Annotated in this window: 13 protein-coding genes; 6 read left to right on the top strand and 7 right to left on the bottom strand. The window is 66.7% G+C overall.

Going from position 1 to position 12705, the window contains the following annotated elements; genetic code table 11:
• Positions 1–94 precede the first annotated feature (94 nt).
• The 6 genes from DNA98_RS04855 (at position 95) to DNA98_RS04880 (ending at position 6323) form a co-directional block, all read left to right on the top strand.
• Complete coding sequence (locus DNA98_RS04855) at positions 95–349, top strand: AbrB/MazE/SpoVT family DNA-binding domain-containing protein (protein ID WP_110527041.1); 255 nt, start codon at positions 95–97, stop codon at positions 347–349.
• Positions 343–735 (top strand): type II toxin-antitoxin system VapC family toxin, encoded by a 393-nt coding sequence (locus DNA98_RS04860; RefSeq protein ID WP_110527044.1) that lies wholly within the window; start codon positions 343–345, stop codon positions 733–735. The genes DNA98_RS04855 and DNA98_RS04860 overlap by 7 nt, the downstream gene beginning before the upstream one ends.
• Before the next feature lie 304 nt (positions 736–1039).
• Positions 1040–2440 carry a PLP-dependent aminotransferase family protein gene (locus DNA98_RS04865; protein WP_110527047.1) on the top strand — a complete coding sequence of 467 codons (1401 nt, stop codon included), beginning with the start codon at positions 1040–1042 and terminating at the stop codon, positions 2438–2440.
• 141 nt (positions 2441–2581) lie between these two features.
• A complete protein-coding gene (locus tag DNA98_RS04870) occupies positions 2582–3106 on the top strand; it encodes a cytochrome P460 family protein (protein WP_110527050.1) in 525 nt (174 codons plus the stop codon).
• Between the two features lie 16 nt (positions 3107–3122).
• The gene (locus tag DNA98_RS04875; RefSeq protein WP_110527053.1) at positions 3123–4307 is read left to right on the top strand and encodes a hypothetical protein; all 1185 of its coding nucleotides are present in this window, start codon (positions 3123–3125) and stop codon (positions 4305–4307) included.
• A 612-nt stretch (positions 4308–4919) separates the two neighbouring features.
• Positions 4920–6323 (top strand): replication initiator protein A, encoded by a 1404-nt coding sequence (locus DNA98_RS04880; protein ID WP_110528247.1) that lies wholly within the window; start codon positions 4920–4922, stop codon positions 6321–6323.
• A 329-nt stretch (positions 6324–6652) separates the two neighbouring features.
• Here DNA98_RS04880 and DNA98_RS04885 read toward each other — a convergent pair whose 3' ends face one another.
• From DNA98_RS04885 to pcaD, 7 genes are all read right to left on the bottom strand, one after another.
• Positions 6653–7546 (bottom strand): PHB depolymerase family esterase, encoded by an 894-nt coding sequence (locus tag DNA98_RS04885; protein ID WP_158531603.1) that lies wholly within the window; start codon positions 7544–7546, stop codon positions 6653–6655.
• Between the two features lie 5 nt (positions 7547–7551).
• Entirely contained in the window at positions 7552–8883 is a 1332-nt protein-coding gene (locus DNA98_RS18400) for a 3-oxoacid CoA-transferase (RefSeq protein ID WP_110527059.1), read from the bottom strand.
• A 66-nt stretch (positions 8884–8949) separates the two neighbouring features.
• The gene (gene pcaB, locus DNA98_RS04895; RefSeq protein ID WP_110527062.1) at positions 8950–10290 is read right to left on the bottom strand and encodes a 3-carboxy-cis,cis-muconate cycloisomerase; all 1341 of its coding nucleotides are present in this window, start codon (positions 10288–10290) and stop codon (positions 8950–8952) included.
• 2 nt (positions 10291–10292) lie between these two features.
• Complete coding sequence (gene pcaG, locus DNA98_RS04900; RefSeq protein WP_110527065.1) at positions 10293–10844, bottom strand: protocatechuate 3,4-dioxygenase subunit alpha; 552 nt, start codon at positions 10842–10844, stop codon at positions 10293–10295.
• Positions 10844–11554, bottom strand: a complete 711-nt coding sequence (gene pcaH, locus DNA98_RS04905) for a protocatechuate 3,4-dioxygenase subunit beta (protein WP_110527067.1) — start codon at positions 11552–11554, stop codon at positions 10844–10846. Before pcaH ends, pcaG begins: the two co-directional genes overlap by 1 nt.
• On the bottom strand, positions 11551–11922 hold the full coding sequence (gene pcaC / locus DNA98_RS04910) for a 4-carboxymuconolactone decarboxylase (protein ID WP_110527070.1): 372 nt from the start codon (positions 11920–11922) through the stop codon (positions 11551–11553). Before pcaC ends, pcaH begins: the two co-directional genes overlap by 4 nt.
• Positions 11912–12700 (bottom strand): 3-oxoadipate enol-lactonase, encoded by a 789-nt coding sequence (gene pcaD / locus DNA98_RS04915; protein ID WP_110527073.1) that lies wholly within the window; start codon positions 12698–12700, stop codon positions 11912–11914. Before pcaD ends, pcaC begins: the two co-directional genes overlap by 11 nt.
• Positions 12701–12705 lie beyond the last annotated feature (5 nt).

The following is a 12705-nucleotide window of genomic DNA, read 5'->3' on the forward strand; positions in this document are numbered from 1 at the left end:
CGTGCTCAGGCTGCGCTCCCCGGGGCTCGTTCACACATAAACCTTGACGCAGTCCATTTACCATTTTTCTGGGAAATGGTATTGTCATACTGTAATGGTAACCCTGCGCAAAGAGGTAGAACTGGGTACCGGTGGCCGGGTGGTGATCCCGGCGGAGATGCGCGAGGCCCTGGACCTGCACCCCGGTGACCGTCTGGTGTTAACCCTAAAGGATGGGCGGCTCGAGCTGACCACCCCTAAGGCCATCCTACGCAAGCTCCACGGGAGCTTGGCCAAAGACGATGGCAGGGATCTCACCGCCGAACTGCTCGCTGAGCGGCGCGAGGCAGCGGAGGGCAAGGGGTGGTGATCGACGCCTCCGCCCTGATCGCTTTCCTCCGCAAGGAAGAGGGGCACGAGAAGGTCGCCAAAATCCTGACCCAGCGAGAGTGCGTGCTATCCACAGTGACCCGCACCGAGCTGATGGGGAAGCTGGTCGGTAGCGGGAGCTACACCGAAACCGAGGTGAGGGAAACCCTCGAGCTGCTGGCCGAAGCGCTTGAGGTTGTGCCCTTCGACCTGGAGCAGTCCGACCTGGCCGCCTTTTGGTACGCCCGCCGCAAGCCTTACAACCTGAGCCTGGGGGACTGCGTGTGCCTAGCGCTGGCCGAGGCGCGGGGGCTCGAGGTGCTCACCGCCGAGTCGGCCTGGGCCAGGCTTCCCAACCTGCGGGTGAAGGTAAACATCGCTCGCTGAGCCGGGGCAGATATTGGCAAAGGCCCTCGGGACGCTCCCCAGGTCGGGTGAGGAGGGGCGCTGCCGGGCTTTCTGTGGCCACCGGGGGGTGGCAGGGGACCGCCCACGTGGGCATCCCCTCGGAACGTAGCGGGAAGCCGGGGCCCTCAGGCATGGGGGAAAACGGCGCTCTGGAAAGCCCTCTCCCCTCAAGGACGCCAACGCCTCCTTGCCTTCCCCCAGGGAGCGTGTTAGGTTGAGGGCGAAGCGGAAGGCTGCGTATGCCAGAGGGGCTAGAGGCGGTAGGTATGGGGGTCTTGGGCGGATGAGCCCGGAGGCGCCCCCCCAGCCCGCTCACCAGACCCTGGCCCAGCAGCTAAGGGAGAACTTGCGCGGGCTCGAGCCCGGCACCCGCTTACCTGCAGTGCGGGAGCTGGTGGCGCGGTATGGGGTGAGCCCGGTCACGGTCCACAAAGCCCTCCGCCAGCTCGCCCAGCAGGGGCTGGTGGTGGTGCGGCCCGGCAGCGGTACCTACGTGGCCGAGCGCAGGATAGCGCAGGAAGACTACGGCTGGCAGGAGGTCGCGCTGGGCCAGCCACCTGACCCCACGACGGGGATCCGAGAGCTGATGGGGCCGGCCAAGGCCGGGATGCTCCCGCTGGGCGAGGCCTACCCCGACCGCTCGCTCACGGCGCTGAAGGAAATCCAAGCCGCCGTCCGCCGGGTGGCGCGGCGGCTGGAGGTGTGGGACTGGGCCCCCGCCGAGGGCCTGGAGAGTCTGCGCAGCGTGGTAGCGGGGGAACTCGGCGCGGGCTTTACCTCGCGCGATGTCCAGATCACGCCGGGGGCCCAGGCCGCCCTCTCCACGGCGTTCAGGGCGCTGGCGGCGCCGGGAAGCCCCATCCTGATGGAATCGCCCACCTATCCAGGGGCCATCGGGGTAGCCCGCAGCCTGGGGCTCAACCCCATCCCGGTCCCCGTGGACGCTCAGGGGGTGCGGCCCGAGCTGTTGCAGGAGGCCTTTGCCAAAAGCGGGGCCCGGGTCTTCTACTGCCAGCCCCTGCACGCCAACCCCAGCGGCGCGGTGCTCTCCCCCGAGCGCCGCAAGACCGTGCTGAGGGTAGCCGAGGCCGCCGGGGCCTTCGTGGTGGAGAACGACTACGCCCGCGAGCTGAGCTTCGAAGCCGAGGCCCCCCCGCCGCTGGCAGCCCTCGAGCCCAGCCGGGTAGTCTACATCCGCTCCTTCTCCAAGACCACCGCCCCCGGCCTGCGGGTGGCCGCCGTGGTGGCCAAGGGCCCCGCGGGGTCGCGCATCCGCTCGCTGCGGGTGCTGGATGATCACTTCGTCTCGCTCCTCTTGCAGGAAGTGGCGGTAGACGTGCTGACCGCCCCCTCGCGCCGAACCCACCTGCAACGCCTCCGGGCCGAACTGCGGCGGCGCAGAGACGCCGCTTTGGAGCTCCTGCGGGAACTCCTGCCCCAGCTCAGGCCCTGGACCATACCCACCGGGAGCGTATTCCTGTGGCTGCGCCTGCCCGAGGGCTGGGACGACGTGGAGGCCTCGAGGCGGGCCATGCTGGCCGGGGTGCAGGTCTTTCCGGGGCGCATCTTCTTCCCGGGCGAGCCCTCTGGTCCTTTCCTGCGCCTGAGCTACGCCGCCGTAGGCGTGGAAGGGCTGCGGGAGGGCATCACCCGGCTGGCCGAGGCCCTGGAAGCTCGAGGCTAATGTGTTATCATTAGGCGCGAATCCCTGGAGTATCGTTACTCAAAAACAGGACATAAAGCCTTGAGCGTTACTCATCTGGTTCGCGCGAAGGCCGCAGCAGCATCGTGCTGCCGCGAGGCGTGGAGGTTGACCTTGAGGCGAATGCTGGGGTTAGCGGTTTTGGTCGGCGGGCTCCTGGCGGGGATGGCCCAGGAGGCCGGGCTCGGCGACTACAAGACCCGGCTGGTGCACTACGCCACCGTGGACCGGGTGGATGGGTTTATCCGCGACATCTACATCTCACCCCAGGCGCTTTCGGCCGTGCGCCAGCAAAAGCCCCTCCCGCCGGGAACGCTCGTGCTGGTGGACCTACACCGGGCCAAACCCGATGGCCGGGGCGGCTTCGTGCGGGAAGGCGGCCTCCTGGTGCGCGTCTCCGACGAGCCCTACGTCCACGTCATGATCCGCCAGGAAGGGGAGGGTAGCTCGTCGTGGCGCTTTGCCGCCCTCGAGCCCAGGACCGGAGCCCCCGAGCCCGGCGTGGAGCTGCCAGGAGACTGCCTGGAATGCCACCGCGCCGCCCTGGCCAGCGAGATGCTCTTCAGCTACCCCCAGCTGCTCGAGTTCTCCCGCAGCGGCAAGGTGCAGCACAGCTTCTGCAACCAACCCGGCCGCCAGCTTTGCTAGCGGCGAAAGGAGCGTTATGCGCATATCTCTTCTCCTTTTGGCCTCGAGCCTCCTCTCCCTACCTACCCCGGTCAACCTCGACCCTACCCAGGATGCGGCCTACCCCTCGCTAGATATCGACCGGCAGGGTCGAGCGGTGGTGGCCTGGGTGGAAAGGAGCGGCGGGGTCTACAAGGCCTACGTGCGCCGCTGGGAGGGCACCGGCTGGAGGCGGCTGGGCGGGGCCCTCAACCGCGAGGATGCCTGGAACGCCTCCTATGCCCTGGTGCGCATAGGCCCCGACGGCCAGCCCGTCGTGGCCTGGACCGAGAAGAACCCGGTGTCCCAGGGCAAGCTGCTGGGCAACGGCAAGCTCTACGCCGCGCGCTGGGATGGCCAAGCCTGGCGGATGCTGGGCGGCTCTCCCAGCCAGAGCCCCCTCACCCTCTCCGACATCCCCCGCATGGCCCTCGACCCCCAGGGCAACCCCTACCTGCAGTGGAGCGAGATGCCCCCCGACTTCAACGGCGACAGCGTCTACGTCAAGCGCTGGACCGGCAGCGAATGGCAGATGGTGGATAACGGCTCGCTCAGCACCGACATCAGCAGCTCCTCGCGCTCGAGGGACATCGCGGTGGACTCCCAGGGGCAGGCCGTGCTGGCCTGGAGCGTCCAGCTCTACAGGGAGGGCGAGGGGCCGCTGGGGTTCAACGTGTACGCCGGCACCTGGAACGGCGAGCGTTGGGTGCCTTTCGGCAGCTCGCTCAACGCCGACCCCTACAGCTACGCCGCCGGGGTCTCCATCGCCATCGACCGCCAGGACCGCCCGGTGGTGGCCTACCACGAGGCCGGGGGCGGCAAGGGCTACAACGTCTACGTCAAGCGCTGGGAGGGCGGGCGCTGGGTGCCCTTTGGCCAGAGCGTCAACGCCCTCAGCGGCGGCGGCGCTCAGCCCAAGGTGGCCCTCGACGCCAGGGGTAACCCGGTGGTGGGCTGGCTGGAGAACACGGGGCGGCTCGAGCTGCGCGTGGCGCGCTGGGACGGCAAAGGATGGGTACGGCTGGGCCCGGCGGTGAGCACCAACGAGGCCGCGGCCTTCTCGCTGGCGATCGGTTCCGACGACCAGCCCCTGGTGGCCTGGCACGAGGGCCGGGAGGGGCAGCGCCGGGTGTTCGTGGCGCACTGGAACGGGAGGGCTTGGGCGGGGCTGGGCGGCAATTAGGTATCGGAATACTTGGCCATTTCGACCCCCCGACTATCGGAATACTTGGCTATTTCCTCCCTCGAGGTATCGGAATACTTGGCCAAAGGCACGGGGTATCGGAATACTTGGCCAGTTGGGTCCGCCGGGGTATCGGAATACTTGGCCATTTCGCCTCTGGTAGAGGGCAAGAAAGGCGTACCAGACAGGGTTTTTCCCCGATGCCCCCAGCCTTCGGTCTCCTATCGGAATACTTGGCCATTTCCTCCCTCGAGGTATCGGAATACTTGGCTTTTTTAGGTATCGGAATACTTGGCCATTTCGACCCCCCGACTATCGGAATACTTGGCTATTTTAAAGCCCCCCCTATCGGAATACTCGGCCAAAACCGACGTAAAAGTATCGGAATACTTGGCCGTTTGAGGGGCAAAACTATCGGAATACTTGGCCAAACGATCCGACTTTTCCCGTCTACTACGCCATTCGCAAGCGCGCCTTGATGTTGACATTAATATCATTAGTTTTTAAATCAATGACTCTTAAAGATCATCATCAAGGCTTGTCTGCAAGCGCGGCGGGCCCTCGTATAATCGGGATGCGGCGGCGCCAACGGAAGTGAGCGAGGGGTGGACGATGGCCCAGAAGAGCCCGAACGACAACAATGAGATTCAGCGCTTTGATGAGGCTAACGTGGCCCGGCTCGGTCTGATCAGCATTCAAGAGCGCATACCTTCTGACTTCACCAGCTGGACCATCGACTTTGCCGTGGATGGCCGCCAGGCCCGGCTTTCCTGCGTGGCGGTGGCGGAGCACGGCGGGGTGCCGCACGGCCTGGACAACGACGTCTCGCTGGCCCTCATCACCCTTTATCAGGAGGCCGGCAGCCCCGAGGACGGCACCATCGTTACCACTGCCTACCGTATCCTCTCGGTGATCGGCTGGGATACCAGTGGCCACTACTACCAAGCCCTCAAAGAGAGCCTCGACCGGCTCACCACCGCCACCTTCACCGCGAGCGAGGCCTGGCGCAGCGGCAAGAAGTGGACTACGGTCAAGTTCCGCTACATCGACCGCCTGGAATATACCAGCGAGGATGATAAGCTGGGGCTCTCGGGGCAGAGCGTGCTCAAGATCAAACTGGCTCGGGAGATCGTAGAGTCGATCCGGGCCAAGTACCTCAAACCCCTCGACCTCGAGTTTCTCACCAGCCTGGACCGCCCCCTCACCCGCGCCCTCTACCGCCTGCTGGACGCCCAGCGAATCACGCCGGAGGGGGGAGAGGTGACCCAGTTTCGCACCAATATCGTCGAGTGGGCCAAGGCTTGCAAGATCGTCGACCAGACCCCCAGCCGAGTGCGTCGCACCCTCGAAGGGGCGCACGCCGAGCTGGTCGAGCGGGGCTACCTGGCCGCGGTGGAGTACCAGGGGCGAGGTCCCAAGCAGGAGGTGATCTATACCTTCGCCAAGCAGGCTGCTCTCCCCGAGGGGGCTCGCGAGGTGGTGGCGCGGCTCTCCCGTTATGGGGTGGCCCGTCCGGTAGCCCATAGCCTGATCGGGGTCTATGGTCTCGAGCGGGTGGAGGAGCGGATCGCCCGCTTCGAGGCCATTCTCCTCGCGGGGTATACCCCGCGCAACCGGGCGGGTTTTTTGGTGGACGTGGTGCGCGATGAAGAGGGCAAGTACAGCGACCCCGAGGGGTTCGTCTCGAAAAGCCGGCGGATGGAGGCGGATGCGGCCAAGGCCAAGCGGGCTGAGGCCGCCAAGCGGGCCGAGGAGCGTAAAAATCAGCAAGCCGAGGCCGAGTGGGAAAGCCTCGACGCCAAGGGTCGGGCCGCCAAGGCCATGCGCATACTCAGCTTGATTCTGGGCAAACACGTGCCAATCCGCTACTTCAGCGGGCTGATGGAGGCTTTCGAGAGCGGGCGGCTGGATCCGCGCGAGGTCGCCGAGGGGGCGGTGCGGGCTCAGGTGCAGCTGCAGCTGGTACCCTTTACCCAGGAGCTGATGCGGGTGCTGGACAGCCTCGAAGCGGAATGACCCAGCCCCTCAGCAGCGACGAGACCCGCGACCTGGCCGGGGCCGTCCGCAAGTGCGCAGTTGGGGCAAACTCGTAGACAGGATGGGCCAGGTGGGTTCGGATGGCGTCGTGAACGATCGCCATCTGCGCTGCATACCAATTCCCCCTCATCGAGGTCGGCTGATCGGAACGCTGACTGTGAAATCTTTCATGCCTGGCCGACACCCTCAAGTCCTGGATGGTTTACGTTTGGCTTCCTAGCAGGCTCTGGCCAGGGTAACCCGAGCCCTAGGGTGTTCCCAGGCCCCGCCGTTCCGATCCCTCGAGCCCCTTGCTCACCGGCACTGTACTATAGAGAGTCAAAGAAAGCCCAGATGGCCTCAGTAGCACTGAAGTCGCGGCTGGTTCGGCCCACCAAATCCTCCGGCAGATACTGCCATCCCCCCGGCCAGGTATGCCCACCTCCGTTTACTCGGTAGAAGAGCACCTGGCTTCCCTGGGCGCAAGCCCAGCGGCGGAAAAGGGTTTGGGTTCCGTCTTGCACCGGATCGATGAGCTTCTCCTCGACGGGAGAGGTCCCACAGGTATTCAGCCTGCGCCAGAAGTCCACCGCTTCCTCAGCCGAGAGGATGGCCCCACCAGCCCCCACCTTGGGGATCCCGCCCGCGGCTGGGAGGATGGGGTCCAGGGTTCCATGGATGAAGAGAATCGGTACCGGACGCGAAGGGTGGCAGGTGGCGGTGAGGCGCTCGGGGAAGGTGGCCGCCACTACGGCAAAGGCCGCGATCTCATCGGAGAGTTCACAGGCCATCCGCCCCACCATCAACCCTCCATTGGAAATTCCCGCGGCGTATATTCGCCGGGGATCTACCCCGTACTTTTGGATAAGCTGCTCGATCAAGGATCGGAGAAAGGCCACGTCGTCCACCCCGGCTTGCTCGGCCTTGGTGGTTCCCCGGCCATCGGCCCAGCTTTGCTTATAGCCGTTGGGATAGACCACCAAGAATCCCGCCCGGTCAGCTAATTCATCCATTCCGGCCAAACGACGCATGCCGTGCCCGTTGCCCCCACCTCCGTGCAATACCAGCAAGAGGGGTAATCGGGCACCGGCGTGAGGGGGAAGGTGGCCTTCGTAGGTGCGTACCTGGCCACCGCTTTGGATCTCTCCGCGGAAGTCTGCGGCGAGGCTTTGGCGGGGGGCGCAGCACACCAGCAAAGCCAGGATTAGGAGAAGGCCCCGCATACGGGTCATCGAAACCGCGCGGCGGTCTTGGCCCGCACCTCTTCCAAAGTGGCCCCCGGCATCAGCTCCAGAAGGGTGAGTTGTCCTTCAGGGTAACCGAACACCGCCAGCTCGGTGATCACCAGGTCTACCGCGTGCCTCGCGGTGAGGGGTAGGTCGCACTCGGGCACGATCTTGGAAGAGCCGTCGGGGTTGGTGTGGGTCATGGTGATGATGAGCTTCTTAGCCCCCGAGGCCAGGTCCATCGCCCCCCCCACCCCCAGCAAGGGTTTACCGGGCACCGCCCAGTTGGCCAGGTTGGCCTTTTCGTCTACTTGCAACCCGCCCATGATCGCCACGTCCACGTGCCCCCCACGGATCATGGCGAAGGAATCGGCGCTGTCGAAGTAGGAAGCCCCCGGCAGGGCAGTTACCGGGATTTTGCCCGCATTTACCGGGTAATCCATCGCGCCACCCTCCTCGGGCGCCGGCCCCACCCCCAGCATGCCGTTCTCGCTGTGCAGGATGATGCCCATCTCGGGCGTGATGAGGTCGGCCACCAGGGTGGGGATGCCGATGCCCAGATTGACCACGTCGCCGGGTTTGAGTTCCTGCAAGGCCCGACGGGCTATGGCCAGGCGCTTGGGATCCGCTTTTTTGCTCCCCTCCACCGAGGCCGAGGAGCCCAGCAGCTCCGGGGTCATCTTGGCCTCCACCAGATAATCCACGTAGCAGCCGGGGGTGTGGACCTGGTTGGGGTCGATCTCGCCCACCGGGACGATCTGCTCGACCTCCGCGATCACCAAGTCGGCGGCGGTGGCCATGGCCTTGTTGAAGTTCTGCTCGGTCATGCGGTAGACCAGGTTGCCGGCGGTGTCGGCCTTCCAGGCTCGGATAAAAGCCACGTTGCCCCGCAGGGGCTCGACGAATACGTATTCCTTCCCGCCGATGACGCGGGTCTCTTTGCCCCTGGCGAGCAGGGTTCCGGCCGCGGTGGGCGTATAGAACCCGCCAAGGCCCGCCCCCCCGGCCCGCAGGGCCTCGGCCAGCGAGCCCTGTGGGAGCAACTCGACCTCGATGGCCCCGCTCTGCGCGGCTTGCACGGCCTCGGGGTTGGAGGTGAAGTACGAGCCGATGGCTTTCTTGATCTGCCCGTTGCGCAGCAACCGCCCACCGCCCAGCCCGGCCTCTCCGACGTTGTTGCCCACATAGGTGAGGTTTTTGACCGGCCTTTGGGCCAGGGCGTGCAGCAGGTGCACGGGGTTGCCGGTCATGCCAAAACCCCCCACCAGCAGGGTATCTCCGTCCTTGACTTTCGCCGCCGCTTCTTCCGCGGTGATCTGTGGAACGCGTTTCACCCGATCCCTCCCAAGTCTCGCGGCGAGGGGAGGCCCCAGGCGCGCCAAACTCCATGGCCGGGCGCCTCAGCCATGCAAAACCCCCTCCGCCTGCTGCAACACCCGGTCGATGAAGAGCTGGCTCGAGCCCAGATAGCCCTCCTCGCTCAAGGCCTCCCAGTCCAGCGGGAAGCCCACCCGCTCCCGCACCACCTCCACCAGGTGGCGCCCTTCGGAGCGCGCCGCCCTGGCCGCCTCCCGCACGAGGGCTTTGGCCTGGTCGCGGTCCATGTGCTCGGCCAGGGCGAAGCTTATGGCTTCGGCCAGCATCAGCCCCCGCGAGGCCCTCAGGTTGGCCTGCATCCCCGCGGGGTGCACCACCATTCCCTCGCTCAGGCAGCGGGCCTGATGGAGGGCGGCGGCGGTATGAGAAAACATCTGCGGCAGGGTGAGCCACTCCAACTGCCAACCGTGGGTGGCCCGCTCGTGCTCGGCGATCAGGGCCTGGTGGACGGCGGATAGCAACGCCGCATTGGCCCGGGCTGAGGCCAGGATGACCTCGCTCCTCACCGGATTGGATTTCTGCGGCAGGGTGGAGGAGCCCCCCCGGTCGGCCTCGGCGCTTTCCGAAACCTCGCCCACCTCGCTCTGCGCGAGCAGGATGACGTCCTGGGCCATCTTGGCCAGGCTGCCGGTGAGCAGCGAGAGCCACCCCGCCAACTCGGCCAGGTTGTCGCGGGCGGTGTGCCAGGGGATGGGGGGGGTGCCCAGGCCCAGCTCGCGGGCCAGGCCCTCCACGACCCTCACCCCCTCCTCCCCCAGCGCGGCCAGGGTGCCCACCGCACCGCCCAGCTGCACCACCAAAAGCCGCCCTTTGAGCTCTTCCAGGCGCTCCAGATCGCGCAGCAGCGGGGCCATCCAGCCCGCCACCTTGAAGCCGAAGGTGATGGGCAGGGCTTGCTGGGCGTGGGTGCGCCCGGCCATCAGGGTGTGGCGGTGCCGCCGGGCCAGGCCGGCCAGGGCCCGCAGGGTTCGGCGCAGCTCGTCCTCCAGCAGCCCCAGCGCCGAGCGCGCTTGCAGGATGAAGGCGGTGTCCAGGATGTCCTGGGTGGTGGCCCCCCAGTGGAGGTAGGGGCCGTGTTCGCTTCCGACGGCCTTCCGTAGCTGCGTCACCAGGCCGGCGATGGGAACCCCATCCCGCTCGGTCTGCCGGGCCAAAGCCTCCCAGTCCGGGATGAAGCTTTGCAAACCCCCGATGGCCGCCGCGGCCTCCGGGGGAATGATCCCCAGCTCCCCCTGCACCTTGGCCAAGGCGACCTCGACCTCGAGCAAGAACCCCACCCAGCGCTCGTCGCGGAAGAGCTCGGCCAGGGCCGGCTCGCCGTAGAGCCTTTCAAACAGCCTGGATTCACTCGGCAGAAAAGGCATGGCTACAGATCGAAGAACACCGTCTCCCCCTCGCCCTGCAAGCGGATGTCCCAGCGGTACACCACGCCGTCGGGGGTCTGGCAGCGCTGGGCCAGCAAGGTGGAACGGCGCGCGGGCTCGAGGGCGGCAAAGATCGGGTCCTGGGTGTTGTCGTGGTCGGAGAAGTACAGCCGGGTGACGGCGTGGATCAGCATCCCCCGGGCGAAGACCCGCACGTCGATGTAGGGCACCGGGCTGGGGGGAACCGGCCCCGGCTTGACGGTGCGGAACCAGAACCCCTCGCCCATCGTCCCCGAGCGGCCAAAACCCCTGAAGTGGGGGTCGGCCTGGGCGTGCTGGGGGTCGGCGGGGTGACGGAAGCGCCCTTGGGCGTCGGCCTGCCAGATCTCCACCAAGGCGTCGTCTATCGGCACCCCGTCCCCGTCCAGCACCCGGCCTTTCAGGGTGATCCGCTCCCCCAGGGTCTGCTCGTTCACCAGGATGTTGCCCCCTTCGCGCACCAGGGCGAAGGCGAAGAAGGGACCCACGGTTTGGCTGGGCGACTGCGGGCGCATCAGTGGCCTCCCTCCTCGAAGTACATCCGGTCGTAACCGGCGAGCACGATGTCGAAGCGGTAGCCCAGGGCCCACTCGGGGCGGGTGAGCTCGAGGTCGAAGCTCGAGATGAGGCGCTCGCGGGCTTTGACGTTGGGGATGCCTTGGTAGATGGGATCGTGCTCGAGCAAGGGGTCGCCGGGGAAGTACATCTGGGTGACCAACCGTTCGCTGAAGTTGCGCCCGATGAGGGAGAAGTGGATGTGGGCCGGCCTCCAGGCGTTGGGGTGGTTCCTCCAGGGGTAAGCGCCGGGCTTGATGGTGATGAAGCGATAGCAACCCCGTTCGTCGGTGAGGGTGCGGCCCGCGCCGACGAAGTTGGGGTCCAGAGGCGCATCGTGCTGGTCGTTTTTGTGGATGTACCGCCCGGCGGCGTTGGCCTGCCAGATCTCGATCAAGACCCCCGGCACCCCCCGCCCGTTCTCGTCGAGCACCCGACCGCTCACGATGATGCGCTCCCCCAAAGGTTCCCCGTTCTTGGCGGCGTTTTGGGTCAGGTCGTGGTCCAGGGGGCCGATATCCCCCTCGCCGTAGACGGGACCGGTGCGCTCCAGAAGCGAGGCCGGCAAGGGCACCAGGGGGTGGTGGGGGGCCCGGCGCACGGTGGCCACATAGGGGCTGTAGAGGTAGGGGGGCTGGATGCTCCAGTCCAGTACGCGGCTTTGGCTCATACTTCCTCCTTGAAAACCTCCTTGGCGATGGCAAAGGCCCGGTTGGCCGCCGGTACCCCGGCATAAACCGCAACCTGCATCAGCACCTCGCGTACCTCTTCGGGGCGCACCCCGGTATTGGCGGTGGCCCGCAGGTGTAGGGCCAGCTCGTGTTCGTGGCCCAGGGCTGCCAGCAGGGCCAGGGTGAGCAGGTGGCGGGTTTTGCGCTCGAGCCCTTCCCGTCCCCAAACCTCTCCCCAGGCGTACTCGGTGATGAAGCGCTGAAAGTCGGCGTCAAAGGGCGTGGTGCGGGCCTGGGCCTGGGCCACGTACGCCGTCCCCAGCACCGCCCGGCGGTTGTTCAGCCCGCGTTCATATCTATCGTCCACCGTGGGCCTCCAAAAAGGCGCGGATTTCGTTCAGGGTGGCCTCGGGTTGCTCGATGCAGGGCAGGTGGGCGGCTCCCTCGATGAGCCGCAGCGGGGCCCCCAGCTCCTGGGCCAGCGCCTCCGAGAGGGCAGGCGGGGTGGAGGGGTCTTGGGCCCCGCACACTACCAGCGCCGGAGCCCGTACCGCCTCCAGCCCCCCGCGCAGGTCGGCATCCCGCAAGGCCGCGCAGGTTCCGAGGTAGCCCTCGGTCGGGGTGCGCGCAAGCATGTGGTAGTAGCCCTGCGCGGCGGCGGGTTGCTCCCGGAAAAAAGTCGGGGTAAACCAGCGGGCGATGACCCCCTTGGCCACCTCGGCCAACGAGGTCTCCTCGATGGCCCGGATGCGCCCGTCCCAGCTTTCTGCACTCCCGATGCGGGCCCCGGTGTCCATCAGCACCAGCGCACGGGTGCGCTCGGGATGGGTACGGGCGAAGTCGAGGGCGATCATCCCCCCTACCGAGATGCCTACCAGGCTGACCTGCTCGAGGGCAAGGTGGTCGAGCAGGGCCTTTAGATCCCGGGTGTGGTCGGCCAGGGTGTAGGGTGGGGGTGGGGCCTCGGAGAGGCCGTGGCCGCGTTTGTCGTAACGCACCACCTGGAAACGGGAGGCGAGCCCTGCGGCCTGGGCGTCCCAGAGGCGCAGGTCGCTGCCCAAGGAGTTGATGAAGACCACCGGGGGACCTTCCCCCTCGAGCCGGTAGTGCAGGACAAGACCGTTTACCTTGGCAAAGCGCGTCATACCCC

This window comes from Meiothermus sp. Pnk-1, assembly GCF_003226535.1.
In the GTDB taxonomy this organism is placed as follows: domain Bacteria; phylum Deinococcota; class Deinococci; order Deinococcales; family Thermaceae; genus Allomeiothermus.

Bases quoted from the DNA above. Each gene is read 5' to 3' on its own strand.
- DNA98_RS04855 (WP_110527041.1), top strand. From the start codon at position 95: ATGGTAACCCTGCGCAAAGAGGTAGAACTGGGTACCGGTGGCCGGGTG.
- DNA98_RS04865 (WP_110527047.1), top strand. From the start codon at position 1,040: ATGAGCCCGGAGGCGCCCCCCCAGCCCGCTCACCAGACCCTGGCCCAG.
- DNA98_RS04870 (WP_110527050.1), top strand. From the start codon at position 2,582: ATGCTGGGGTTAGCGGTTTTGGTCGGCGGGCTCCTGGCGGGGATGGCC.
- DNA98_RS04875 (WP_110527053.1), top strand. From the start codon at position 3,123: ATGCGCATATCTCTTCTCCTTTTGGCCTCGAGCCTCCTCTCCCTACCT.
- DNA98_RS04880 (WP_110528247.1), top strand. From the start codon at position 4,920: ATGGCCCAGAAGAGCCCGAACGACAACAATGAGATTCAGCGCTTTGAT.
- DNA98_RS04885 (WP_158531603.1), bottom strand. From the start codon at position 7,546: ATGCGGGGCCTTCTCCTAATCCTGGCTTTGCTGGTGTGCTGCGCCCCC.
- pcaB (WP_110527062.1), bottom strand. From the start codon at position 10,290: ATGCCTTTTCTGCCGAGTGAATCCAGGCTGTTTGAAAGGCTCTACGGC.
- pcaG (WP_110527065.1), bottom strand. From the start codon at position 10,844: ATGCGCCCGCAGTCGCCCAGCCAAACCGTGGGTCCCTTCTTCGCCTTC.
- pcaH (WP_110527067.1), bottom strand. From the start codon at position 11,554: ATGAGCCAAAGCCGCGTACTGGACTGGAGCATCCAGCCCCCCTACCTC.
- pcaD (WP_110527073.1), bottom strand. From the start codon at position 12,700: ATGACGCGCTTTGCCAAGGTAAACGGTCTTGTCCTGCACTACCGGCTC.